The organism is Streptomyces sp. NPDC001568, assembly GCF_042893755.1.
Taxonomy (GTDB): Bacteria; Actinomycetota; Actinomycetes; order Streptomycetales; family Streptomycetaceae; genus Streptomyces.
In genome coordinates, this window is record NZ_JBIAVF010000024.1 from 36345 (window position 1) to 59401 (window position 23057).

Annotated in this window: 23 protein-coding genes; 15 read left to right on the plus strand and 8 right to left on the minus strand. The window is 71.2% G+C overall.

Features of this window, described 5'->3' with window-relative positions; genetic code table 11:
• Positions 1-153 precede the first annotated feature (153 nt).
• From ACFY0I_RS34130 to ACFY0I_RS34140, 3 genes are all read right to left on the minus strand, one after another.
• Positions 154-996, minus strand: a complete 843-nt coding sequence (locus tag ACFY0I_RS34130; RefSeq protein ID WP_388903094.1) for a helix-turn-helix domain-containing protein — start codon at positions 994-996, stop codon at positions 154-156.
• Positions 993-1604 (minus strand): hypothetical protein, encoded by a 612-nt coding sequence (locus ACFY0I_RS34135; RefSeq protein ID WP_388903096.1) that lies wholly within the window; start codon positions 1602-1604, stop codon positions 993-995. The genes ACFY0I_RS34130 and ACFY0I_RS34135 overlap by 4 nt, the downstream gene beginning before the upstream one ends.
• 588 nt (positions 1605-2192) lie before the next feature.
• On the minus strand, positions 2193-2708 hold the full coding sequence (locus ACFY0I_RS34140) for an ATP-binding protein (protein WP_388903099.1): 516 nt from the start codon (positions 2706-2708) through the stop codon (positions 2193-2195).
• 264 nt (positions 2709-2972) lie between these two features.
• Between ACFY0I_RS34140 and ACFY0I_RS34145 the strand changes: the two genes are divergently transcribed.
• The 6 genes from ACFY0I_RS34145 to ACFY0I_RS34170 all read left to right on the plus strand — a co-directional run bounded on the left by ACFY0I_RS34145 (position 2973) and on the right by ACFY0I_RS34170 (position 7040).
• Positions 2973-3809, plus strand: coding sequence for a helix-turn-helix domain-containing protein (locus ACFY0I_RS34145; protein ID WP_388903310.1), 837 nt, complete (start codon positions 2973-2975; stop codon positions 3807-3809).
• Between the two features lie 5 nt (positions 3810-3814).
• On the plus strand, positions 3815-4036 hold the full coding sequence (locus tag ACFY0I_RS34150) for a DUF397 domain-containing protein (RefSeq protein ID WP_388903311.1): 222 nt from the start codon (positions 3815-3817) through the stop codon (positions 4034-4036).
• Positions 4037-4378: 342 nt separating this feature from the next.
• Positions 4379-5257: a glycosyltransferase family 2 protein gene (locus ACFY0I_RS34155; RefSeq protein ID WP_388903101.1), complete on the plus strand. Its 879-nt coding sequence runs from the start codon at positions 4379-4381 to the stop codon at positions 5255-5257.
• A 166-nt stretch (positions 5258-5423) separates the two neighbouring features.
• On the plus strand, positions 5424-5711 hold the full coding sequence (locus tag ACFY0I_RS34160; protein WP_388903104.1) for a hypothetical protein: 288 nt from the start codon (positions 5424-5426) through the stop codon (positions 5709-5711).
• Entirely contained in the window at positions 5708-5980 is a 273-nt protein-coding gene (locus ACFY0I_RS34165) for a hypothetical protein (RefSeq protein WP_388903107.1), read from the plus strand. The genes ACFY0I_RS34160 and ACFY0I_RS34165 overlap by 4 nt, the downstream gene beginning before the upstream one ends.
• 313 nt (positions 5981-6293) lie before the next feature.
• A complete protein-coding gene (locus ACFY0I_RS34170) occupies positions 6294-7040 on the plus strand; it encodes an NUDIX hydrolase (RefSeq protein WP_388903110.1) in 747 nt (248 codons plus the stop codon).
• A gap of 10 nt (positions 7041-7050) precedes the next feature.
• Here ACFY0I_RS34170 and ACFY0I_RS34175 read toward each other — a convergent pair whose 3' ends face one another.
• On the minus strand, positions 7051-8424 hold the full coding sequence (locus tag ACFY0I_RS34175; protein WP_388903112.1) for a hypothetical protein: 1374 nt from the start codon (positions 8422-8424) through the stop codon (positions 7051-7053).
• Between the two features lie 192 nt (positions 8425-8616).
• Between ACFY0I_RS34175 and ACFY0I_RS34180 the strand changes: the two genes are divergently transcribed.
• From ACFY0I_RS34180 to eis, 8 genes are all read left to right on the plus strand, one after another.
• Positions 8617-9408 (plus strand): 2-keto-4-pentenoate hydratase, encoded by a 792-nt coding sequence (locus ACFY0I_RS34180; RefSeq protein WP_388903114.1) that lies wholly within the window; start codon positions 8617-8619, stop codon positions 9406-9408.
• Between the two features lie 61 nt (positions 9409-9469).
• Complete coding sequence (locus ACFY0I_RS34185; protein WP_388903116.1) at positions 9470-10336, plus strand: acetaldehyde dehydrogenase (acetylating); 867 nt, start codon at positions 9470-9472, stop codon at positions 10334-10336.
• Positions 10337-10350: 14 nt separating this feature from the next.
• On the plus strand, positions 10351-11379 hold the full coding sequence (gene dmpG, locus ACFY0I_RS34190) for a 4-hydroxy-2-oxovalerate aldolase (protein WP_388903118.1): 1029 nt from the start codon (positions 10351-10353) through the stop codon (positions 11377-11379).
• Positions 11376-12362: a beta-ketoacyl-ACP synthase III gene (locus ACFY0I_RS34195; RefSeq protein ID WP_388903120.1), complete on the plus strand. Its 987-nt coding sequence runs from the start codon at positions 11376-11378 to the stop codon at positions 12360-12362. Before dmpG ends, ACFY0I_RS34195 begins: the two co-directional genes overlap by 4 nt.
• Complete coding sequence (locus ACFY0I_RS34200) at positions 12352-12582, plus strand: acyl carrier protein (protein WP_388903122.1); 231 nt, start codon at positions 12352-12354, stop codon at positions 12580-12582. Before ACFY0I_RS34195 ends, ACFY0I_RS34200 begins: the two co-directional genes overlap by 11 nt.
• An 8-nt stretch (positions 12583-12590) precedes the next feature.
• Positions 12591-13439: an HpcH/HpaI aldolase/citrate lyase family protein gene (locus ACFY0I_RS34205; RefSeq protein ID WP_388903124.1), complete on the plus strand. Its 849-nt coding sequence runs from the start codon at positions 12591-12593 to the stop codon at positions 13437-13439.
• Complete coding sequence (locus ACFY0I_RS34210; RefSeq protein WP_388903126.1) at positions 13436-13966, plus strand: MaoC family dehydratase; 531 nt, start codon at positions 13436-13438, stop codon at positions 13964-13966. The genes ACFY0I_RS34205 and ACFY0I_RS34210 overlap by 4 nt, the downstream gene beginning before the upstream one ends.
• Before the next feature lie 12 nt (positions 13967-13978).
• A complete protein-coding gene (gene eis, locus ACFY0I_RS34215; protein ID WP_388903128.1) occupies positions 13979-15151 on the plus strand; it encodes an enhanced intracellular survival protein Eis in 1173 nt (390 codons plus the stop codon).
• Between the two features lie 100 nt (positions 15152-15251).
• Here eis and ACFY0I_RS34220 read toward each other — a convergent pair whose 3' ends face one another.
• The 4 genes from ACFY0I_RS34220 to ACFY0I_RS34235 all read right to left on the minus strand — a co-directional run bounded on the left by ACFY0I_RS34220 (position 15252) and on the right by ACFY0I_RS34235 (position 19019).
• A complete protein-coding gene (locus ACFY0I_RS34220) occupies positions 15252-15467 on the minus strand; it encodes a hypothetical protein (RefSeq protein ID WP_388903130.1) in 216 nt (71 codons plus the stop codon).
• A gap of 104 nt (positions 15468-15571) precedes the next feature.
• A complete protein-coding gene (locus ACFY0I_RS34225; RefSeq protein WP_388903133.1) occupies positions 15572-17053 on the minus strand; it encodes a hypothetical protein in 1482 nt (493 codons plus the stop codon).
• A gap of 235 nt (positions 17054-17288) precedes the next feature.
• The gene (locus ACFY0I_RS34230; RefSeq protein ID WP_388903135.1) at positions 17289-17564 is read right to left on the minus strand and encodes a hypothetical protein; all 276 of its coding nucleotides are present in this window, start codon (positions 17562-17564) and stop codon (positions 17289-17291) included.
• 429 nt (positions 17565-17993) lie between these two features.
• Positions 17994-19019: an ATP-dependent DNA ligase gene (locus tag ACFY0I_RS34235; protein ID WP_388903138.1), complete on the minus strand. Its 1026-nt coding sequence runs from the start codon at positions 19017-19019 to the stop codon at positions 17994-17996.
• Between the two features lie 578 nt (positions 19020-19597).
• Here ACFY0I_RS34235 and ACFY0I_RS34240 point away from each other — a divergent pair.
• The gene (locus tag ACFY0I_RS34240; protein ID WP_388903140.1) at positions 19598-23056 is read left to right on the plus strand and encodes a DNA polymerase III subunit alpha; all 3459 of its coding nucleotides are present in this window, start codon (positions 19598-19600) and stop codon (positions 23054-23056) included.
• The last annotated feature ends 1 nt before the right edge of the window (position 23057 follow it).

The following is a 23057-nucleotide window of genomic DNA, read 5'->3' on the forward strand; positions in this document are numbered from 1 at the left end:
TTTCGGGGCCGCCGGGATGGGTGACGGCGTGTCCACCGGAGCCTCTTTCCGTTCGGGCCGGCCGGCTGGCTCAGGCGCGCGGTTGGAGGGCTTGGACGTGAGTCCGTACCGGAGGGCGAGAAAGTCTGAGGAAGGGACGCGGGGCCTGCCAACTCATCGAGCCGCTCCCCGCGCACGCGACAGGGTGCGCACGGCGTCGCGAACCCCGTTCAAGCTCTCGTCCGGGCTGTAGGCCTCCTCGCGGGCTCGTCGGATCACCCCCGAGCGCCAACTGCTGGCATCACCCGTGGAGAACGCCGGCATCAGCCCCTCGTCGACCCAGATCTGTCGGTCGTGGGACAGGGTGATCTCGCTGACCAACTGGGAGCCCTGGGGAAGGAACAGTTCCTGGGGAACCAGGCGGATCTCCAGCGACCCGGATTCCGCGAGGTCCCTCCAGTAGGACAGTTGGTCCGTGAGCAGTTCCGGGACGGGTAGGCATACGAAGAGCACGGACACGTCCAGGAGCAACGTGATGGGACAGTCCGGGAGCGGACGGGGCGCGGGCAGGAACGCGTGGTCCTGCTGCGCCTTGTACGCCTGGAGGGCCGGGCTGTAGAGGGTGGGTGGAATGGGGCGAGCTGTGAAGACGGTGAGTCCCTTCGCCTGTTCCTCAAGGGCTTCCAGGCAGTGCGGAGGCAGTGGGGTCGGCGATCGGAGCTCGTCGTCGGTGGCGTGGGCGCGGAGTGCCTCGGCATGCCGCATGTCGTCGGCCTTGCCGTACAGGCTGATCAGCGCGGCAAGGTTTCGCTCGTCGAGGGGCGATATTCCGAGTTCGTGGCTCGTGACGGCGGCGGCGGTCCTTCTCAGCGCCGTGGCCGCCTGCTGCACGGACAGACCCGCCTGCCCTCGAATGCGGCGGAGGTAGGCGCCCAGGACGAGAGCCCCCGCGGAAGCCGTGTTCGGGTGCATCGGCCGGGTGATCGGCGTACCGGCGGCGAGTTTGTTGTAGATCATGCGTACTCTCCAAGTGCAGGAGGACGGGTCAGGTCCGGGTCCGGAACAGCTCCCCGGAGTTCAAGGACGAGGTAGCGGGCCAGGACGAAGCGCAGCCGGGAGTCGGTGAGCATCACCAACTGGTCGGCGTCGCCGGGCCCGCCGTCGGTGTAGAGGGTGCCGAGGACGCCTACCTGCTGTACCTCCGGCACCCGCACCGCGAGGTGACCGTGTCGCAGCATGCTGCACCGGCCGATCGCCATCTCGGCGTGGTCCCGGCAGATCGGTGGGGTCGTCGTGCGTATGTCCGCCGGCCACGCGTGTTCGTCGTGGTCGGCCCGCAGGAGCCACAGCATGCCGCTTCCCGGTTCACGATCCGGCTGCGCCTCGCAATGCGCGCACAGCAGCCGATCAGCCGCGCGCCACTGCACCTCGGGGTCGAATACGCCGTAGAGCGGGGTTCCGGTCGGGGTGCCGCCCCATCGCTCCCTCAGCACCTCGAAGTACGGATCAACCTGATCCGCACGGTCGCCCCCGTCGTACCGCACGCCAAAGTCGTCGACGACGATCGTCGGATGGTCAGGGTGACGGCCGGTCCACAAGGTGACCGAGGGGGCGAGTGCCTGCATGGTGGCTCCGAAGGGAACGAGATAGAAGGGGGGACCGGCTGCTCGTCGTTGGAAGTAGCCGGCGCAAGCGGGTGGAACGTCTTGGAAACCGGGTCCCCTGGACACGAGCGGTCAGTGCACAGGGACCCGGCGGTCACGAGAGGTGTGCGACGTACAGGTAGGACAGCCACACAACCCAGGCGGCAACGAACGCCAGAACGAGCAGGGCCTGGAGGGGGCCGAAGCCGTTGCGCCGAAGGAAGATCAGGGGGTGCCTGATGGCCCAGCGCAGCCGCGGCAGTCGACGAGCGTGAGCAGGCGCGAGCCGGTTCACGCTGTCACGCAACGTCGTCGGGTCGGGCCGGTCCGCACGACTGCCGGAAGGCGGTCAGCACCCGACGGGTCCCCTCCGGCGTCCGCGGCGTTGTCGAGGGCCCCGCCACCGGGTCCAGCTTCGGGAACTCGAACGCGCCTTCCGTGTCCTGCCAGGACTTGCCCAACGGTGGACCCAGCAGCGGCGCAGGTCCCGCACTGGGCTCGTGATCGACATGCTGCGGTAAGCCGTCGCGGCCGACCTCGTACATCAGTGCCTCCAGGGAAAAGATGCGATCAAGGGGAAGGGAAAGCACGGGGTGTCCGACGCGGCGACTGGCCACCATCGGGGTTCTCCGCGCCGGCGAGGGCGAGGGTGCACCAGACTCCGGAGCCGTCTTCGCTCACCGCCCAGCCGTCGGCGTAGGCGTCCACGAGGAAGAGGCCGCGCCCGCTCTCCTCAAGGGCGAGGGGGTTGGTCTCGCGCATCTGCGGAGCCCCGCAGGCCGCCACCTTCACCTCGATGGCCAGGTAGGCCCTGGTCAGGAATACGCGGACCCGAACGTCTCCGTGACCGTGTCGGAAGGCGTTCGCCACCAGCTCCGACAGGAGGAGGCGGGCATCGTCGGCGTAGGCACGAAGACCCCAAACGCCCATCCAGGCCGCTGCAATGCGTCGGGCCTGTCGCGGGCGCTGGTTGTCCCGGTCCGGTATGCCAGTCCGTCCGAAGATCACTTCCGCCTGGTCGAGAACCGGCAGCGGATCCGGTACACCGACCCGCAGAAGCGGGTTGGGCCGTGCGGCGATCGACATGGCGCAGTCCTCCGTACGGACGGGGAGCGGGCGGATGCAGCAACGTGCAGGTTCGCTAGGTCAGGCCAGTTGAACCCAAAGTGACGGGCGATCATGAACTGACGCCTCGTCATTGCGGCCTGCGCTAAGCATGCTCCTACTTGCAGTAGTTCCGCAATATTGCGGTGCCAATCCGCAGGCAACTGGAACAGCTGTTCTCTCGGCAGGTCCACAATGTTGTGCCAAACTGCGCCCATGACGAGCCTTCAGACTCCACCGCCGGTGATGAGGCGCAGACTTGGGTCTTTGCTGCGCCGTTTCCGGAAGGCGGCCGGTATGAACGGCGTTCAAGCCGCTGCCGTTCTCGGCTGGGAGAGCACCCGGCTGTCCCGCGTCGAGACCGGCCAGTACCTGATCAAGGCCGAGGAGGTGGCACGTCTCCTTACCGCGTACGGAGTGACCGACCCGGAGACGATCCGCGGCATCACCGAAGTGGTGCAGTCGCATCAGCGAAGGTGGTGGGCCGCCTACGAGGAGGTGCTGCCCAAGCCGTACGCGGACAGCATCGCTCTTGAGGAGGCCGCGGTCTCGATCAAGACGTACTTCCCTCAGTTGATCACCGCGCTGCTGCAGACGCCCGCGTACGCGCACAGCGCGATTTTCAGCTCACCAAGTCCCTCCGTCCGCAAGAACGCCGACTCGCTGGTGCAGGTTCGCCAGGCGCGGAAGATGGTGCTGACCCGCTCGGAGCATCCGGCGCTCCTGGACACCGTGATCGACGAGTCCGCGCTGTTTCCGCCGGCGGGCGCAACCCCGGATGTAATGCGGGACCAGCTCCGGGGTCTGCTGGATCTATCGAAGCGGGATAACGTCACAATTCGGGTCATGCCGCTTGGAGCGCCGGCTCATCCAGGGCTCACCAGCAACATGACCGTTATGGATTTCCGGTTCCCGTGGCCGCCCGTGGTGCTGATCGACCACCTGCGAGGCGGCGTCTTTCTGGAGGATCCGGAAGATGTAGAAGCGTTCGCAATGGCCTTCGACGCCGTGGCCGATGCCGCCCTCGACGTCGATGCCTCGCGTGAAATGATCAAGGACTACATGAAAGGGAAGAACCCGTGACTGAAATGGCCAGCGTCAGCGCTGCCGACCTGGGAGACGTGGAGTGGCGCAAGTCGTCCTACTCCGGAGGCGGAGAGTCCCAGTGCGTCGAGGTAGCCGACCTTTCGGCTACCGCTCACAGCAAGATCGCCGTCCGTGATTCCAAGAGTGCGACCGGCCCCGCTCTCCTGCTGTCGGCCAGCGCCTTCGACGCCTTCGTCCGCCTCGCCGCCGCTCAGACGGTGTGAGCGGGGACCACTCCATCCTCCCCGGTCATGACGGGGAGGCGGGCGGTCCCCGCTAACCACAGATTGTCAGCGATGGCTCCGACAATCCATAGAGCCACGGTTCCCCACCTGCGTTGTGAACGCGGGGAGCCGTGGCTTCTTTCGGTCCAGCCGCGACGCCCCTGCACAGCGCAGCCGGTCGGCGAACTCTTACGAGTCCCACGCAGGGCCTCACCTGCCGTGGAGGCGCACTCCGCGCCTCTTTGGCCGCCGCGGCCATGGCCCTCGCCACCAGCAGCGCGGCAGCCAGCATCGGATCCGGGCAATAGGGTTGAGGACCACATGAAAGCGGAGGGCAGTTCTGTGAGCGGTGGCACCACCCTTCCCACGGTCGGCGTCGTCGTCCTGACGATGAACGACCGGCCCGAGGACTTCCCCCGTGCCATGGCCTCCCTCCTGGCCCAGGAGGGCATCGAACTGGACGTCGTCGTGGTCGGCAACGGCTGCGTCCCCGAACAGGTCCCCACGGGTGTCCGAACCGTCGACCTACCGGAGAACGTTGGCATCCCCGAGGGCCGGAACATCGGAGCCGACCAGGTCAAAAGTGACTACCTGTTCTTCTTCGACAACGACGCCCATCTCCCCGACACCGACACCCTCGCGCGTCTGGTCGCCGAATTCCCCCGCGACCCCCAACTCGCTTACGCCCAACCCCGGATCTGCGACCCCGTGACCGGCGTGACCCTGCGCCGCTGGGTACCGCGCCTGCGCGCCTCCGACCCGGCCCGCCCCGGCATCGTCACCGTCATGGCCGAAGGCGTCGTCATGGTCCGACGCGACCTCTACGACCGGGCTGGCGGCTGGCCCGGTCACTTCTTCCTCTTCCACGAAGGCGTCGAACTCGCCTGGAGGCTCTGGGACCTCGACTGCCACGGCCGCTACCTGCCCGACATCGTCGTCCACCACCCGGCCACCGACCCGGCCCGCCACGACACCTTCCACCGGCTCAACGCCCGCAATCGCGTATGGGTCGCCCGCCGCAACCTCCCCCGCCCCCTCATTCCCCTCAACCTCGCCACGTGGTGCCTCCTCACCCTGGCACGCACACACGACCGCAAGGCCCTCCAGGTCTCCCTCGCCGGACTCCGGGAAGGCCTCACCGGCGGTCAAGGACCCAGGCGACCCATGTCCTGGAAAACGGTGGCCCGCCTCACCCGCGCGGGCCGGCCCCCCGTTTTCTGACCCGAACCAGAATGCCCTGACCGGTCCGTGGCCCGATCCCTCTCCCGTGGAAGCATGCGCGCGCCTACGGTGGAAGACGACACCGGTCTCGCGTGAACGGAGCCCCGTAAAGCAGTCCGGCCGAACGGCGTGCCCCACCAGCCTCGCCACCGAGGGAGTGAAATCCGTGAACGCACTGCCCCAACCGCACCACGAACCCGAGCCCCTGCCCCGCACCCCCAACGCGATCGCCGCCGCACTCAACCCCACCCGCAAAGGCGTCTTCCTGGAGGAGCTCCTCGCCGCCGAGGCAGGCGCGGCCATGCTCGCCGTCATGGACCGCTGGCACCTGCGCGCCGTCGCCGACTCCACCCGCACCGACTCCGACCGCGCCCAGGTCGCCGCCCTACGCGCCGGCGACCGATCCGGGCTGCGCCCCCTCGACGACGTCCTCGCCGCCCTGGGGAACCGGTGAGCCACGGCCTGAGCGACCAGGCCGCCGCGGTCCTGTCGACCATGGCCGACAAGGCGCCCGAGGTGTTCGCCGCCACCGTGCGCACCCTGACCGTCATCACCGCCGCGCACGAGCAGGACTCCGTCCCCACGGGCGCCACCCCCACCGACCGGTGGGGCGACGTGCACGACCTCCCCGTGCCCGGCCACCCCGTCCTCGTCGAATGGTTCAGCGGCGACCCCGACGCGATCACCATCACCCGCATCACCTGGATGGACACCAGCACGTAGGAGTGCCGGCAACGCCACGGCCAACCACGGCGCCTGCGAAAGCAGCAGTCGACGACGCCCTACCCATATTGCTGGTAAGTGCGGCAGCACACGCCTGCCAGGACCGGCGCAGCATCAACGTAGGCCGCGTAGTCCTCCGCGAGGACGACCCGGCCCGCCTCGGCGCTGAGCTGGTCCACCGAGGTGACGGCCGGGACTTGCCGGCCCTCGGCGGTGACGTGGTCAGCTTGACCCGGCAGACCAGCTGGGCGACAACTCTCGTACGGATGCCAGGAACTGCAACTGACGGCCGCCGGGGTTCTACGATGAACGGGTGCCTGAGACGCTGCCCCCTACGGTTGACCTCTTCTTCGATGTTGAGCGCCTCCAGCTCACGGAGGGGAAGGAGCCGCGCCTGTCACCCGCGGACGAAGCGGCCAGAGATCGCGTGTGGGAGAAGGCGGTCCAGGCCAACCCGGACCTCTTTGACGGGCCGGTGGTTGCCTGTGCTGGGCTGGAGCGCACGGATCCGAGCGTCTTGAGTTTGTCGTGGGTGCGGGTCACTTACCGGCACTACGCCCTGCGTCGTGTTCCTGGCGCCACGGCGCTGCCGTCGCTGTTCGTGAACGTGCTTCAGCCGACCGATGACGGCCGTGTGGTGGTGGCGAGGATGTCGTCCTCCACGGCTGCGCCTGGCCGTTGGCAGTTGCCGGGGGGCTCCGTGGAACCGCCGCGGGCGGGTGAGGCGCTGGTGGAGGCGGACCTGGCGGGCCAGGCCGCGCGGGAGCTGTCCGAGGAGCTCGGGCTCGATGCCGGCGCGAAGATGTTGAAGCTGTGGGCTGTGACCCGGGGGGAGAACGGGAGCGTCGGCCTGACCTACCGTGCTCCGGTTCTGCCGGAACCGGCGGTACGGGCCGCCTTTGCGGCTGCTGCTGCCGCCGACCGGGCTCAAGGACGGGAGCCGGAGCTCGACGACATCGCCCTGGTGAGTTCGCAGCGGGACCTGGAGTTCCTGTCCGGTCCCCACGCGGACTACCTGGAGCCGCTGGTCCGGCGTTTCACCGACCGGCTCGGACGCTGACGCACCGAGTTCAGGTGCCAGCGAGGAACTCGCGGCCGCGTTCGTCGAGCTCGGCTACGCACCGCAGTCCGCGGGCCCGGAACCGGGCGAGGTCGCCGCGCATCCTGGAGACGGCCTTGCGGGTCCGTACGGAGCGGACGCCGCCCATGTGGTCGATGGCCCGGTGCCAGGTGACGCACGCCTGCTCGATGCTGCCCCTCTTGAGGTGCATCTCGGCGCCCGCGACCAGGTCGAGGGCGACGATCCGCGCATAGGTGGAGGACGGGCGGGCCGTGGCGGCCAGACCGTACTGCTCGGCGGCGGCGCGGTGGTCGCCGATGGTCTCGTGGACCTTGGCGGTGCGGGAGTACACGGATGCGGCCGGCGGCCCCCAGGCCAGCGCCCAGAACGGCACCTCGTCCCCGGGTGCGCCGGTCAGCAGGGTGCGGGCGTGTTCGGCGGCGGCCAGGGCGGCGCGGTGTTTGCCGCTCTTGGCGAGGGTGTGGGCGTGGACGACGCGGAAGAGGGCTTCGGTCTGGGCGTCGACGTGGCCCGCGGCCCGGTTCAGGCCGGTCTCGGCCAGCCCCAGGCAGTGCTCGGGGCGGTGGAGCTTGAGGCCCTGCATGGCCATGGTGCGCATCACGAAGCCGTCGTGCCCGCGAAGGCCCGATTCGGTGGCCAGGGCGTAGGACTGGAGGTAGTAGCGCTGGGCGAGTCCCTGCTGGCCGGCGTCGTAGGACTTCCAGCCGAGCAGGTGCACGCCGCGGCTGGCGGCGGAGAGCATGTGCTGGCGGACCTCGTCGGTGCGGAACCGGGCCCGGCACAGCAGGGCGACGTCGTCGCGGAGGTAGGTGACGAGGGCGCTGCGGCCGTGCTGTCCGCCGTGGCGTTCGTCCATTTCGGAGAACGCGTTGATCATGTCGCGGACGGCGGCGACCTCCGCCATGCCGACGGTGTGGCCGGTGCGGGCGGCGGCAGTGCGGGCGGCGATGTCCTGGACATGGTGGAGGGGCAGGGCGGCGGCGGCCACGGAGTAGGCGGAGGCCGTCAGGAAGCGGCGGCGGTCCAACTCGTACCTCCACATGGGCAGCAGGGCGTCCAGCGGGTCGATCCCGAGGGACAGTCCGATGGTGTCACTTTCGGCCTCGGCTGTGGAGGGCAGTCCGAGGTCGGCGGGGGTCAGCAGGCGGCCCAGGCGTCGTGAGAGGGCGACCGCCAGGAAGCGGGGGGTGTCCCCGCGGGGTGCGGAGCCGGAGATCCAGTGCTCGATGTTCGACTTGTTCGTGCATAAGCGTGTGCCGCACTCGGCCGCGACGGCGCAGACGGTCTTGGCCAGCGCCTCGTAGGTGAGGCCGGATTCCGCGACGAGGGCTCTGAGCTGGTCGTTCGGCGTGCGCGTGGTCATGGCACCTGCCTGGGATATACGCGATATACCGCTTGGCCTGCCCGTCACCGTACCGCTGCGCGGCGCCCGGCGGTTGACTCTTCATCAGGCCCGAGCCCGGCGGCCGGCATCCGTATCGACGCCGCCCCGGATCTGCTCCCGTGCCCACGTCTGCGAGCCCTACGGATGTCCCATGCCCTGGGAGGGATCTTCATGGATGAGCCTGATGACCGCTGGATCGCCGCCACCGCGGCGGCGCTACTGGCTGCGGAGTACGAGAACGTACCGGTCGAGCCGCTGACCCGAAGCCGTCCCGGCCTGCCGCTGGAGACCGCCTACCGCATCCAGGCGGCCACAGTGGCCCGGCGCGTGGCGGCCGGTGCCCAGGTCGTCGGGTACAAGGCCGGCGCCACCTCCAAGGCCATTCAGGCGCAGGCGGGCGTCGACGAGCCGGACTCCGGTGTCCTCCTGGACGACATGGTGCTGCCCACCGGCAGCACCGTGCACCGCTCCGTGCTGATGCAGCCGCGAGTGGAGGCGGAACTGGCCTTCCGGCTCGGCAGCGACCTGTACGGGCCCGGCATCGCCCCGGAAGAGGCGCGGGCGGCGGTGAAGGAGGTGTTCCTCGCCCTGGAGGTGATCGACACGCGGTTCACCGGCTGGCAGATCACCATCGCGGACAGCATCGCCGACAACGCCTCCTGCGGGCTGGTGGTCACCGGCCCCATGGTGCCCCTGGACGCGGACATGGACCTGGCTGCCGAGCCGCTCGTCGTCAGCGTCAACGGCACCGCCGTCGCCACAGGCGAGGGCCGGGCCGTCCTGGGCGACCCGCTGCTCGTCCTGGTCTGGCTCGCCGAACGGCTGCACCGCTTCGGCGAAGGGCTGCGGGCCGGTCAGCTGGTCCTGGCCGGCGCCGTCCACGCGAGCCTCCCGCTGGAGGCCGGAAGCACGGTCCGCGCCCAGTCGCCGCACCTGCCGCCGGTCGAACTACGCGTCCGGTAACGAGGCCGGCACCGCTTCTCTGCGTATCCACCCATTCCTCCCCTGGACGAAGGAGCGGCCGATGGCTGCTGAAGAACGAAGGCGCGTCGCCGTACTCGGCGCGGGTCTGATCGGGGTCGACCTCGCGGGCAAGATCGCCCGGTCGTCGAAGCTGGAGCTAGCCCTGGTCGCGGGCCGCAACCGCGACAGTCTGGGCCTACGCCGGGCGGCACAGATGGGCCATCCCACGGCCGCGGGCGGTGTCCGCGCCGTGGTGGAAGCGGGGGCATTCGACGTCGTCTTCGACGCGACCAACGCCGACAGCCACGCCGAGCACTGGGCGGCGCTGCGGCCGACCGGCACCACCTTGATCGACCTGACCCCCACGAGTCTGGGCATGGTCACCGTGCCGGGGGTCACGGGGCACAGCTCGGCCTCTCACCGGCACCTCAACCTCGTCAGCTGCGGCGGGCAAGCCTCCATCCCGATCCTCCACGCCATCGCCCAGCGCTGCACCCCGGCCTACATCGAGGTGGTCTCAACGGGGGCGAGCGCAAGCGCCGGCCCGGCCACCCGCCTCAACCTCGACCAGTACATCGCCACCACCTCGGCCGCGATCCGGACCTGCACCGGCGCCCAGGAGACGAAGGTGATGGTGAACATCAGCCCCGCCCGGCCCGCCCCGCCGTTCCGGGTGGCCATGACCGTACTCGCCGACAGCTTCCGCCCGGCGCCGGTGCGTACGAGCATCGCGGCCGCTGCCGACGCCGTCCGTGCGTACGCGCCCGGCTTCAAGGTGACCTCCCTCGCGGTGGACCCCGGCCGGATTCAGGTCGTGGTGGAAGTGACCCCTTCCGGCCGCCACCTGCCCCGGCACGCAGGAAGCGTCGACATCATCAACGCCGCTGCCGTGCTGCTCGCCGAGCAGTCCGCCGTCTCCTCCCGATGAAGGGAACCACGCCCGTGAGCAGCACACCGAACGATCCCCGGCCCCCCGTTGTGATCCACGACCCGACCCTGCGCGACGGGCACCACGCGGTCGGCCACCAGCTCGACGCCGGCCAGCTCCGCGCCTACGCCACCGCCGCGAACGCGGCCCGGGTGCCGGTCGTGGAAGTCGGCCACGGCAACGGCCTGGGCGCCTCCAGCCTCCAGATCGGCCGCGCCCTCCTCGACGACGCCACGATGCTCACCACCGTCCGCGAAGCCCTCACCTCCTCGAAGATGGGCGTCTTCATGGCCCCCGGCTGGGGCACCTCCGACGACCTGACGGCCGCCGTCCACCTCGGCGCCGACGTCGTACGCATCGCCGCGCACTGCACCGAGGCCGACGTCACCGAACGCCACCTCGGAACCGCCCGCGCCGTCGGCGCCGAGGCCCAGGGCGTCCTACTCATGAGCCACATGGCCAGCCCCGAACGCCTCGCCGAGCAGTGCGCCGTCATGGTGAAGTACGGCGCGCAGGCCGTCGGCATCATGGACTCCGCCGGCCACTACCTCCCCGGCGACGTCGCCGAGCGGATCCACGCCATCGCCTCGGCCGTGGACGTCCCGGTCATCTTCCACGGCCACAACAACCTGGGCCTGGCCGTGGCGAACTCGCTGGCCGCCGTCGATGCGGGGGCGTCCGTCATCGACGCGACCGCCCGCGGGTTCGGTGCCGGAGCGGGCAACACCCAGCTCGAAGCCCTCGTGGCCGTCCTCGACCGGCGCGGCATCGACACCGGGATCGGTCTGCGCGAAGTCCTGTCCGCCGCCGACGTCGCCGCCGACCACCTGATGAAGGCCCCGCCGTCCATCGACTCCATCGCCGTGGCCGGCGGGCTGGCCGGGGTGTTCTCCGGGTTCAAGCGCCCCGTCCTGGAAGCCGCCCGAGCCGAAGGCGTCGACGCCATCGACCTGTTCCTCGCCCTCGGCGAGCGGCAGATCGTCGCCGGTCAGGAAGACCTGATCGGTGAAGTCGCCCGGCAGATCAAGGCGGGCACGCGATGACCCGAGCCGCCGTGGTGGCCGGGGTCGGCTCCGCGCTCCCGCCGTCCGTCATCTCCAACGAGGACCTGACCGCGCGCCTGGACACCACCGACGAGTGGATCCGCTCGCGGACCGGCATCACCCGCAGGCACGTCGCCGGAGCGAAGCAGTCCACCGCCGACCTCGCCGTGCGGGCCGCCACCCAAGCCCTGACCAGCAACGAACCGGAGCACGTGGACGCCCTGGTCCTCGCCACGACCACGCCGGACCGCTGCTGCCCGGCCACCGCGCCCGCCGTCGCAACTCGCCTGGGCCTCACCGGCATCCCCGCCTTCGACCTGGCCGCCGGCTGCACCGGCTTCCTCTACGCCCTGGCCACCGGCGCCGGACTCATCGCCGCCGCTACCGCGCGCACGGTCCTCGTCATCGGGGCGGACCGCCTGGCCAGCCTCCCCCGCCCCGACGACCGCACCACCGTTCCCCTGTTCGGCGACGGCGCCGGCGTGCTGCTGCTGCGCCGCGGCACCACCGACGAGCCGGGGGCGCTCGGCCCGGTCGTGCTGGGCAGCGACGGCACCGGCGCGGACCTGATCCGCGCCGAGCGCCCCGGCGCCCTCCACATGGACGGAGCCGACGTATTCCGCCACGCCGTCGACCACATGGCCGCCGCCTCCCGGCAGGCCGCCACCGCCGCCGGATGGGACCTCGGCGACGTCGACCGGCTGGTCCCGCACCAGGCCAACCACCGCATCACCTCTTTCGTCGCCCGCCGGCTCGGCGTCCCCGCAGACCGTCAGCTCGGCAACGTGGCCGAGGTCGGCAACACCGGCGCCGCCTCCATCCCCCTGCTGCTGGACCGGGCCTCGTCCGACGGGCAACTGAAGCCCGGACACCGCACCCTGCTCACCGCGTTCGGCGCCGGACTGACCTGGGGCGCCCTCACCCTCACCTGGCCCGACCTCACCCGCACCCGCCGCCTGGAAGGACCCCGGCATGACCAGTGACCTCGCCCGCATCCTGACCGACGACCTGGGGCTGCCCGCCGACCGGCTGGCCGACGACGCCAGCCTCGACCACGCCGGCTTCGACTCCCTCGCCGTCGTCGAGCTCTCCGTCCTCCTCGCCGACCGGTACGGCATCGACGTCACCGACAGCGACATCAAGACCGCCGCCACCCTCGGCCGGCTCGACCTCCTCATCACCAGCAAGCGCACCGGAAGGTAGACCGCCCCATGACCCACACAAGCCGCCGGCCCGGACGGGCCTGGATCATCACCCCCGGCCTGCGCACCGACCGCTTCGACACCGCCCGCGCCTCGGGTGCCTCGGTCGCCGTCGTCGACATCGAGGACTCCGTCGCCCTCCCCGACAAGGAGACCGCCCGCACCGCCTCCGAAGCCTTCTTCACCCTCCCCGCACCGCCGCCGTGCACGCTCGGGATCCGCATGAACAGCCTCACCACCCTCGACGGCATCAAGGACCTCGTCGCCCTCGCCTCCTACAGCGCCCGCCCCGACCTGATCGTGGTCCCCAAGGTGGAATCCGCCCGCGACGTCGAACTCGTGGCCGCCGCCCTGGACACCGACGGCTACACCCCCGACGTCTGGGCCCTGATCGAAACCCCCCGCGCCCTGAACGCGCTCCCCGAGATCACGCACGCACCCCGCCTCGGGGGCGTCATCTTCGGCTCCGCCGACTACGCCGCCTCAGTCCGATGCGGCCTGGACTGGGACGCCCTGCGCTACGCCCGCTCGGCCCTCATCAACGCCGCCACCGCGGCGAACATCCCCGCCATCGACGCCCCCACCTGGGAACTCGACGACCCCGACGCCCTGCGCCGCGACGCCGAACGCGCCAAGGAACTCGGCTTCTACGGCAAGGGCTGCATCCACCCCCGCCACGTGAAGGTGATCGACGACGTCTTCACCCCCACCGCCCAGGAGATCGCCCAGGCCCGCGCCATCATCGCGGCCGCCGACGCCAGCGGCGGCACGGTCACCACCGTCGACGGACACATGCGCGGCACCCCCTTCTTCAACCGCGCCCGCGCGCTGGTCGCCGAAGCGGACCAGAACTCATGAACACCGTGCTGCCCCACGGATACCGTGCCATTGACGACGCCCGGATCCGGGAGAGCGTCGGCCTCTCCTACGGCGAGCTCATCCCCGGCCTGGTCATCGAACATCGGCCCGGCCGGACCGTCACCGAACTCGACAGCCTCCTCGGCGCCGCCCTGAGCGGCAACGTCGCCCCCATCCACACCGACGCCCACTACAGCAGCCAGACCCGGTGGGGCCGCATCCTGGTCTGCTCCGGCGTCACCCTCAACCTCGTCGCCGGCATGACCGTCCGCAGCATCAGCGGCCTGACCACCGCCAACCTCGCCGTCGACCGCGTCCGCTTCACCGCACCCGTCCACATCGGCGACACCCTCTACGCCGAAACCAGGATCCTCACCCGCCGCACCTCGGAGAGCAGCCCCGGCAACGGCGTCATCACCTGCCACACCACCGCGCACAACCAGACGGACACCGCCGTCATGGCCTTCAACCGGACCTTCCTGGTCCCCCTGGACGCCGACACCGTCCGTGACGCCACCAACTACTAGAAGGGTGGGCCCGTGAACCAACAGCTGACCTTCACCGCGGCCGACGGCGGCCTGTGGGAGCAGTACGACCAGCTCGCCGCCCGCGCCTACGGACACCCGATCTCCGACATCGCCCACCTGCGCGAACACGCCGACCTCCAGGTCGCCCTCCGCGGCGGCCGTGTCGTCGCGGGCGGCCTCGGCCTCCTCGTCGACCAGTTCTTCGGCGGCGCCCCCGTACCCAGCGCCTGCCTCGGCGACGGCTGCGTGGCACCCGAAGAACGCGGCGACCACCTGGCCACCGACATGGCCACCGAACGCCTGCGGCCCCTCATCGACCGCGGAGCGGTGATCTCCACCATCGTCACCTCCTCCACCGGCTACGCGCGGCGCCTCGGCTGGGAGGCCCCGGTCGACGTCCTCGCCTGGGCCGTGGCCACCGACGACCTCAAGAAGTCCTTCACCGGCGAGGACTTCGAGGCCGCGCACGGACTCACCGACGAAGCCGAAGGCCTCCAGCACCAGCTCGCCCGCCAGTGGAACGGACCCGTCCACCGCCCCGCCTGGTGGACCCGGTGGAAGCAGGACAAGAGCAACCTCACCACGTACCGCTTCGCCCGCCCCGGCCTCCCCACCGCCGGCCTGCTCACCCTGACGACCAACCGCCACGAGCGCCACGGCATGAGCCTGGTCGTCCACGACTTCTGGGCCGCCAGCCAGCCCACCGCCGCCGCGATGCTCGCCTTCCTCGGCCGCCACAACACCCGGGCCCGCACCATCACCTTCCGCCGCGGCGCCCTCCCGCCCTACCCCACCCTCCTCAACGGCCTACGCCACCACCGCACCACCGCAGAGTCCTGGCACCCCTGGATGCTCCGCATCCTCGACGCACCCGAAGCCATCCGGCTCCGTGGCTGGCCCGCCGACCTCACCACCACGGTCCACGTCGAGATCGAGAACGCGACCGGCGACGGCCGGGACTGCTGGCTGCTTCACATCAAGAACATGTCAGCGGAACTCACCCCCACGTCCGTCCCCGGGCAAGTGACCTTGAGCCGGAAGCAGCTCGCGGTCTGGTACGCCGGCGGGTACCGAACGACCACCAGCGCCCGCATGGCCGGAGTCCAGGCTGTCTCCGAACAAGCACTCGCAAGCCTGATCCGAAGCACGACGGATCACGAGCCCTGGCTCCCCGACCACTTCTAGTGCTCAGTTCGCAGGGCCTTCCGACCTGTTGGGCCGGAGGGCCCTTCGGGCTATGTGGTGCTGCCTTGAGTCACGATGTACTAGGGACAGTGTTGCGCTTTTAGCGCTCGCGGTCGAAGCCGGTGGGGCGGCCGCCTCGGGAGCTGTGGTCCCGCGCGTAGGACTCGGCGTCGAGGATCGCGGTGATCACCTCTTCCCTGGGCCACCGCTCCAAAGGCACGTCACTCGACAGATGTCCCATCGCCCGATACAGGGCCACCAATGCCGGCGTCGGCATGCGCGGCAGCTCCCCGTACCGGGCAATCCGTTCTTCCATCACGTCACTCCTCGTCCCTCTCCACCCCAACGCAGCCCCCGGGGCGGGCATATCGACACCAGCCACGCCCGCCCCGGGGCAACAGAACGACCCAGTCGTCCGGCTCACGCCGACCTCGTCGCCGACCGGGAGACATTCGCGGCCGATGCAGAGGCTTGAGCCGCGCCACCCCGGCCACGGTCCACCCTGGCCCCACTGACCCGCGTCGCCCTTCGCGCCAGGTCGGCGCAGCGCAGTCCGCCGCCCGAGTGCCACTCCATCACCGGGTTGACCGGGTCGCCGTGTTCCGGGCACCAGCCCACCGGGAGCAGCCCGCCGCACTCCTGGCGGGCGCAGAGGCAGTTCCCGCCCGGGGCCGCGTACGGGACCCCGTGGCGCACGACTCCGCCCGCCGGCCTTGACGAGGCCGTGCCCCGCAGCCGGGCCGGCCACGCCAGGGTGACCCGCAGGCCGCCGTGGCCCGCGCGGGCCCGGTTCAGGAGCCGCACCTCGCCCGGTACCGCGACCGCCTCGACCCCGGGCGCGGTCAGTCGGCGCAGTGTCGCGCCGAATTCCCCGGCTCCGAGGGCGGCGAGGGCATCAGCGTCCTCGTCAGTGGACCAGCCCGACAGCCGGTCCTCGCCCTCGACGTCGTCGGCCAGGGTCAGAACGGGGTCGTCGAGGCGGAACGTGCGGGTGCCGCCGGCGGATCGGGTCATCAGGAGGGAGGCCATCGGGGTTCGGGTGGGCACCTCGATCTCGCCGTGGGCCAGCAGCCACGCGATCACGGCGGCCCGGTCGAATTCCGGGTGGACGTCGCTCCCGCCGACCGGGGCGGGGAAGTCGTCGTGTCGGCGGCGCCAGGTCACCACCGCGGCCCGCCCCACCCGAGCGATCCGCGCCACCGCCGCCAACAGCAGCCGGTACCCGGCCGGGTCAACGGGGTCGAGGCCGGCGAGCGGGGAGCGGCGCCCGGCCGCGACCGTGCGCACCGCCCGCCAGGCGATCCCCGGCCACACCACCGGCAGGAGGGCAACCTCCCGCGCGTCGTAGAGGGCGATCGTGGCGAGACCGCCCTGCTTCTTGAAGTCGACGTCGACCGACCCCACCGGCGAGATGTACCCCCGCGCCACCAGCACGTCGAAGTCGACCCGGCGGACGCCGAGGCGCACGGCCGCCTGATCCGGGCCCAACGGCACGTGCCGGTCCAGGAGGGCCGGCAGGTCCCGGCGGCGTCCGAGGGCGGCGACCTGATCGGGGTGGACGTCGGGGAACTCCGTGTCGCCGCCGACGTGGACCAGGAGGCCGGCACGGACCAGGTGCCCGACGGCCGCCGCCGTCACCCGGGGCCGGCACCGCGGCAACGGTGTGCCGAGGGCTTCGGTCAGACGGTCCGCCGCCCACCCCGCGCCCACCGGGCCCCTCAACGCGGCCCGGACCGCTTCCGCGTCGACCGCCTCGACCACCGCCCTCGACCATGACCACTCCCCCGCGTCCGCCGGCGGAACCAGACCGGTGCCGGCCGCCCATCGCCAGGCGGCGATCGGCACCTTCAACCGGCCCGCCGCTTCGTACGCGTCGAACACCTCACGCTGCCGCTTCACCATGAAACGCACCCCAAACGCACATTGGGCCCGACCCTCGGACACGGAACGAACAATGACGAATAGCCCCAAAAGCTGTCAAGTCCCGCACTTTTGGAGCGAGTTGGGTGCGCACCGCGCAAGCCGCGTACGCGTACGCGGGGCCGGGATTCACCCCGCCGGGCGAACGGCGGGGCCACCTTCCCTGGACACCCGGGCCACCGCGAGGGGCGGCCCGAGTGTGTTCACGCGGGACCGGTCAGGCGCGCCGGCGCCCCCGTCGGCGCAGCCTCGCGGCGGCCGGTACGGCCAGCGCCAGGACCCGCACCACCTCCACCCACTCCGGCGCCCACGCACCCACCGCGGCCTCGACGACCACGCCGGTCGCCTCACGGGTCGCCTCGCGGGCCAGCTGGCCGGCGATCATCCGAACGGTGCGCCGAGGGCGCGCCGACCCCGGCTCCTCGCGGCGCTGGGTCGGCTCGCGCCCGGACTCCGCGCCCATCGAATCCCCACCCTGATCTGACGTGTCCATGACAGCTCACTCTCTATGGCAAAGCTCGGTCCGCACCTCCGATCGGAGGTGTGAACCGCACTGTCGAACACCAAGGGGTAAGCCACGCAAGTCCGAGGAAACACCAGCTCACAGCCGTGGTCGGCGATCCTCGCGCACGCCTTACACGGTCAACCCCCAAGCCCCGCAACCCCTGCCGACGGCGAGTTCACGAAAGCCCGGCCGGCTCGATCGCAGCATCGGGGGAAGCCAGTTGGCTACAGCCACATACAGCGCCGACGCCGCAGTCGGGAACGCTACGACGGCCGCGCCGGCGGTCGCGACCATCAGACCGCCGGCACGGCCAGCCGGGGCGATCGAGGTAAGGGCGATCCACAGTCCGAGGACGACCACGGCGAAACCAGCGAGCCGCGTCATCACGCCCAACTGTCCCAGACGGGCCCGACGTCGTCACCCGATCATCGGCGTCGGGCCGGCCCCGAAGCGGGCAACGTCCGCCGCGCCCATGTCCGCGCGCAGCCGCTTGAAGCGCAGCGGGTGGCGGAAGACGCCCCCGCGGTCGACGGCGCGGTCCGCGCTGATCTCCGCGACGAGGGTGGGGTGGACGAGGGTGGTGTCCAGGGTGTCGCGGGACCCCCACGCGGCGGCGAACCGGACCCCGTCCCACGGATGCCCCGACCCGGCCGGGGCCAGGTGCTCGGCGACTTGGCGGGCCTGCTCCGGGCGCAGGGTCACCGTTCGCCCGACCGCGCGCAGCCGGCCGTCGTGGTCGTGGCGGCCCAGGACGAGGAGTCGCGGGCGGGTGAGGGTGCCGGTGATCGCGCCGATGACGGCTTCGGTGGTGTCGCGTCTTTTGATCTTGATCCAGCCTCGGTGGCCCTGGAGGTAGCGCGCGCCCATGGGCTTGGCCAGTACTCCCTCGATGCCCGCCACCTCGGTCCAGGTGTCCAGCCACTGCGTCGCGGTGGCGTGGTCGGTGGTCATCGGGCAGAGCGTCCACGGGGAGGTCAGGGCGTGGGCGGCGAACAGCACCTCGAGGCGACGTCGTCTCTCCCGGTACGGGAGCGTGAGCGTTTCGACGCCGCCCTGTTGAAGAACGTCGAAGGCCACGTACAGGGCGGGCAGTCGGGTCACGAGGGCGGGGGCGGTGCGGGCGCGAGCGGCGGCCCGACGCTGCAACCCCTCGAACGACAGCGCTTCCGCCTCGACGTCCCACGCGAGAACCTCGCCGTCCAGGACCAGGCCGTCGGGCAGCCGCGAGGCGGCGGCCACCAGGTCGGGAAACGCCTCCTGAAGCAGGGCGCCGCGGCGGGTCTGGAGCAGCACCCGCCCACCGGGGCCGGTCGGGGTGAACACAAGCAGCCGGTGACCATCGAATTTCTGCTCGTACGCGAGCCCGGGCCCGGAGCGGGGCGGGGTCGGGATCGTCTCTGCGGCTTGCGCCAGCATCGGCGCGACCGGCGGCCGCAGCACCATCACCCTCCCTTCCACTCCTCGACGGACTCGGGCCCGAAGCCCCACGCGGCACCGTCGGGTCGGGGGCGGTTGGATCCCGCGCGTGACAGGACCCGGCCGGCTTGAACCGGTGCGCCGTCCGGGGCATGTCTGGGGATGTCCGTCATCGTCGCCGGTTCCCATCAGCACCATCGCACGCCCCTGCCCCCGATGCCTCACCGGCGGGGGCAGGACGGATGATCATCGTGAGTCACACATCCACCCGTGTGACTGAGCAGCGCTCGTTCACCCGCCGGTTGTGGATCCGGTGGGCGGTGCCGCGCTGGCGTTGGTGGAAGTGGATGGCGCGGGTGTCCGTGGCCGTGTAGAGGCCCGCAGGCAGGCTTGCCAGGCCAAATGCCAAATTTCCGGCCCATACGGGACGAGCCATGTTTGCCGCCTCCTCCAAGACACCTCGGCTTCCCAGCTGACGACCTCCGCCCGGCAATCGCATCCCTGCTTCGGAGTAACGGATTCGCGCTGTTCGATTTTAGTTCGATACCGTGGAGAGAGAAGTTCCGGCCATATCGGCTGAAACTGTTCGTTCGTGGGAGGTGGGCATGCGTCACGACGTTCACCTTCACGTGGCGAGCGGCTACTCGGCCCGCTACGGCGCTTCCCACCCCCGTGACCTGGTGCAACGGGCCGCCGAACGCGGGATCGGCGTGTTGGCGCTGACCGACCGGGACTCCGTGACGGGCGCGGTGCGGTTCGCGAAGGCGGCGGCCGGCGCCGGGATTCGGCCCGTCTTCGGCGTCGACGTTGCCGTTGCCGTTGCCCCCCACTCCCCGCCCGCCACCGGCTCCACGGGGAGGCCCCGTACACCGGTGCGCGGTGGCGCGCACGTGGTGGAGCCGCCGCTGCGGATCACGCTGCTCGCACGGAGCGCAGCGGGGTGGGCGCGGCTGTGTCGGCTGGTGTCGGCCGCGCATGCGGGCGCCGGGGACGGGCTACCGGTGGTGTCGTGGGAGACGCTCGGCCGGTACGCGGACGCGGAGCTGCTGGTCCTGCTGGGACCGGTCTCCGAGCCGGTGCGCGCCTTGTCGGCAGGTCGGCCGGACTTCGCCGAGCGACTGATCGCGCCGTGGCGGGAGCTGGTCGGTGCGAACCTGCGGTTGGAGACGGTGTGCTGGGGTGTTCCCGGTACGGGGCCGGGCACGCTGCGGTTGGCCGCGCGCACGCTCGGTCTCGCCGACCGGCTCGGCGTTCCCGCGGTGCTGACAAACGCGGTGCGTTACGCCGACCCCGGCCAGCATCGGATCGCCGACGTCCTCGACGCGGGGCGGCTGCTGCGGCCGATCGACCGGCGCCGGCTGGATTGCGGCGAGCGCTGGCTGAAGGACCCCACCGCCATGGAGACAATCGCCGAACGGATCGCGGAGGCGTCCGGCGCCGGGCCGGGCCGCGCGGCCGCGCTGCTCGCCGAGACCGTCCGGGCCGGCGAGGAGTGCCGGGTCGATCCGGTCGCGGATCTGGGTTTGGGGCGGCCGCATTTCCCCGAGCCCGAGGTCGTCGGCGCCGAGCCGGGGCCGGGCGGGGCCATGGCTCTGTTGAGGCAGCGGTGCGAGGCGGGCATGTTCGCGCGTGGTCTGGATCGGGACCGGCGTGCGGTCGGGCAGCTGGAGTACGAGCTCGGGGTGATCGGGAAGCTGGAGTACGAGGCGTACTTCCTGGCCGTCGCCCAGGTCGTCGCGGATGTCCGCGCGATGGGCATCCGGGTCGCGGCCCGGGGGTCGGGTGCCGGGTCGATGGTCAACCACTCGTTGTTTGTGGCGACGGCGAACCCACTCGACCACGACCTCCTCTTCGAACGCTTCCTGTCGGTGCGGCGCCGATCGTTGCCGGACATCGACGTGGACGTAGAGTCCGCGCGCCGGCTGGAGGTCTACGACCGGATCATCGAGCGGTTCGGCACCGACCGGGTCGCCGTGACGGGCATGCCGGAGACCTACCGGGCCCGGCACGCCCTCAGGGACACCGGGCTCGCGCTGGGTATCGCCCCGCAGGTGATCGACCGGATCGCGAAGAGCTTCCCGCACATCCGAGCCTGCGACATCCGCAACGCGCTCACCGAGCTGCCGGAGCTGAAGCAACTCGCGGCGGAGGCCCGCTCATTTGGGCCGCTGTGGGAGCTCGCCGAAGGCCTGGACGCGCTCCCGCGCGGGATCGCGATGCACCCGTGCGGGGTGATCCTGTCCAACTCCTCCCTGCTGGAGCGGGTGCCGGTGCAGCCGACCCCGGGCGGGTACCCGATGGTCCAGGCCGACAAGGAGGACGTCGAGGACCTCGGCCTGCTCAAGCTCGACGTGCTCGGGGTGCGGATGCAGTCCGCGATGGCCCACGCCGTCAAGGAAGTCCGGCGCACGACCGGCCGGCAGCTCGACCTCGACAACCCCGACCACGTCCCCCTCGGCGACCCCGCAGCCTTCAACCTGATCCGCCGGTCCGACACGGTGGGGATGTTCCAGCTGGAGTCGCCCGGCCAGCAGGACCTCGTCGGCCGGCTCCAGCCGCGTGACGTCCAAGACGTCATCGCCGACATCTCCCTCTTCCGGCCGGGCCCGGTCAAGGGCGGCATGCCCGCGCTCTACATCGCCGCCCGCCACGGCGCCGCACCCCGCTACCCGCACCCGGACCTGGTCCCGGTGCTGGCGTCGACGTACGGGGTGACGATCTGGCACGAGCAGATCATCGACATGTTCGCCGTCCTGACCGGCTGCGACAGGGCGCTCGCCGAGGTCGCCCGCCGGGCGCTCGCCGACAAGGAACGCCTGCCGCTGGTGGAGGGCTGGTTCAAGCGGGAGGCCGCCGGCCGCGGCTATCCGCCCCTGGTGCTGGACGAGGTGTGGGAGATCATCAAAGGGTTCGGCGCGTACGGGTTCTGCCGCGCGCACGCGGTCGCCTTCGCCGTCCCCGCGCTTCAGTCCGCCTGGCTCAAGGCCCACCACCCGGCCGCCCTGTACGCGGGGCTGCTGGAGCACGACCCGGGGATGTGGCCGGCGCGGGTCATCGTCTCCGACGCCCGCCGCCACGACGTGCCCGTTCTCCAGGTCGACGTGAACCGCTCCGCCGCCGACTACCGCATCGAGCAGACCGAGCCTGGGGTGTGGGGGGTGCGGCTGTCGCTGTCGTCGGTGAAGGGCATCAGCGAGGACCAGGTTGCCCGGATCGCGGCCGGGCAGCCCTACACCGGTCTCCAGGACTTCTGGCAGCGCGCCCGCCCCGCACTCCCGATCGCCGAGCGCCTCATCCAGATCGGCGCGCTCGACGCGCTGCGCGGCCCACTCACCCGCCGCGACCTCCTGCTACAGACCGCCGAGCTCCACGCCCACACCCGCGCCCGCCCGGCCGACGGCCAACTCCCCCTCGGCGGGGAACTCGTCACCGCCGATCCTTCCGGCCTGCCGGAGATGACCAGCCGCGAAGCTCTGAACGCGGAGATCAGCGTGCTGTCCATCGACGTGTCCCAACACCTGATGACCCACCACCACCGGCTCCTGCGCGAAATTGGCGCCACCGACGCCACCCACCTCAAGGCGATGCATCCCGGGCAGAAGGTCCTGGTCGCGGGCGTGCGCGCATCCACGCAGACCCCGCCGATCCCCTCGGGCAAGCGCGTCATCTTCGTGACCCTGGAAGACGGCTCCGGGCTCGTCGACATCGCCTTCTTCGAGGACAGCCACGACGCCGTCGCCCACACCGTCTTCCACTCCGCCCTGCTGCTCGTACGCGGCACGGTCGAAGCCCGCGGCCCGCGCCGCACCGTCGTCGGGCAGATGGTGTGGAACCTGGAAGAACTCGCCGCCGCCCGCCGCGACCACGGACCCGAAGCCGTCCTCGCCCTCCTCGGCCAGAACGAGCTCTCCCCCACCCCCGCCCAGAGCGGCACCCCCGCCCGAACCCTGGCCAACGGCACCACCGGCGCGCGCCTGCACCCGTACGCAGACCTCCAGCCCGCCGGCAGCCGGGCCGCCGACCTCAAGAGCCTCGGGTACACCAGCCCCGGAAGTCCGGGGTGAG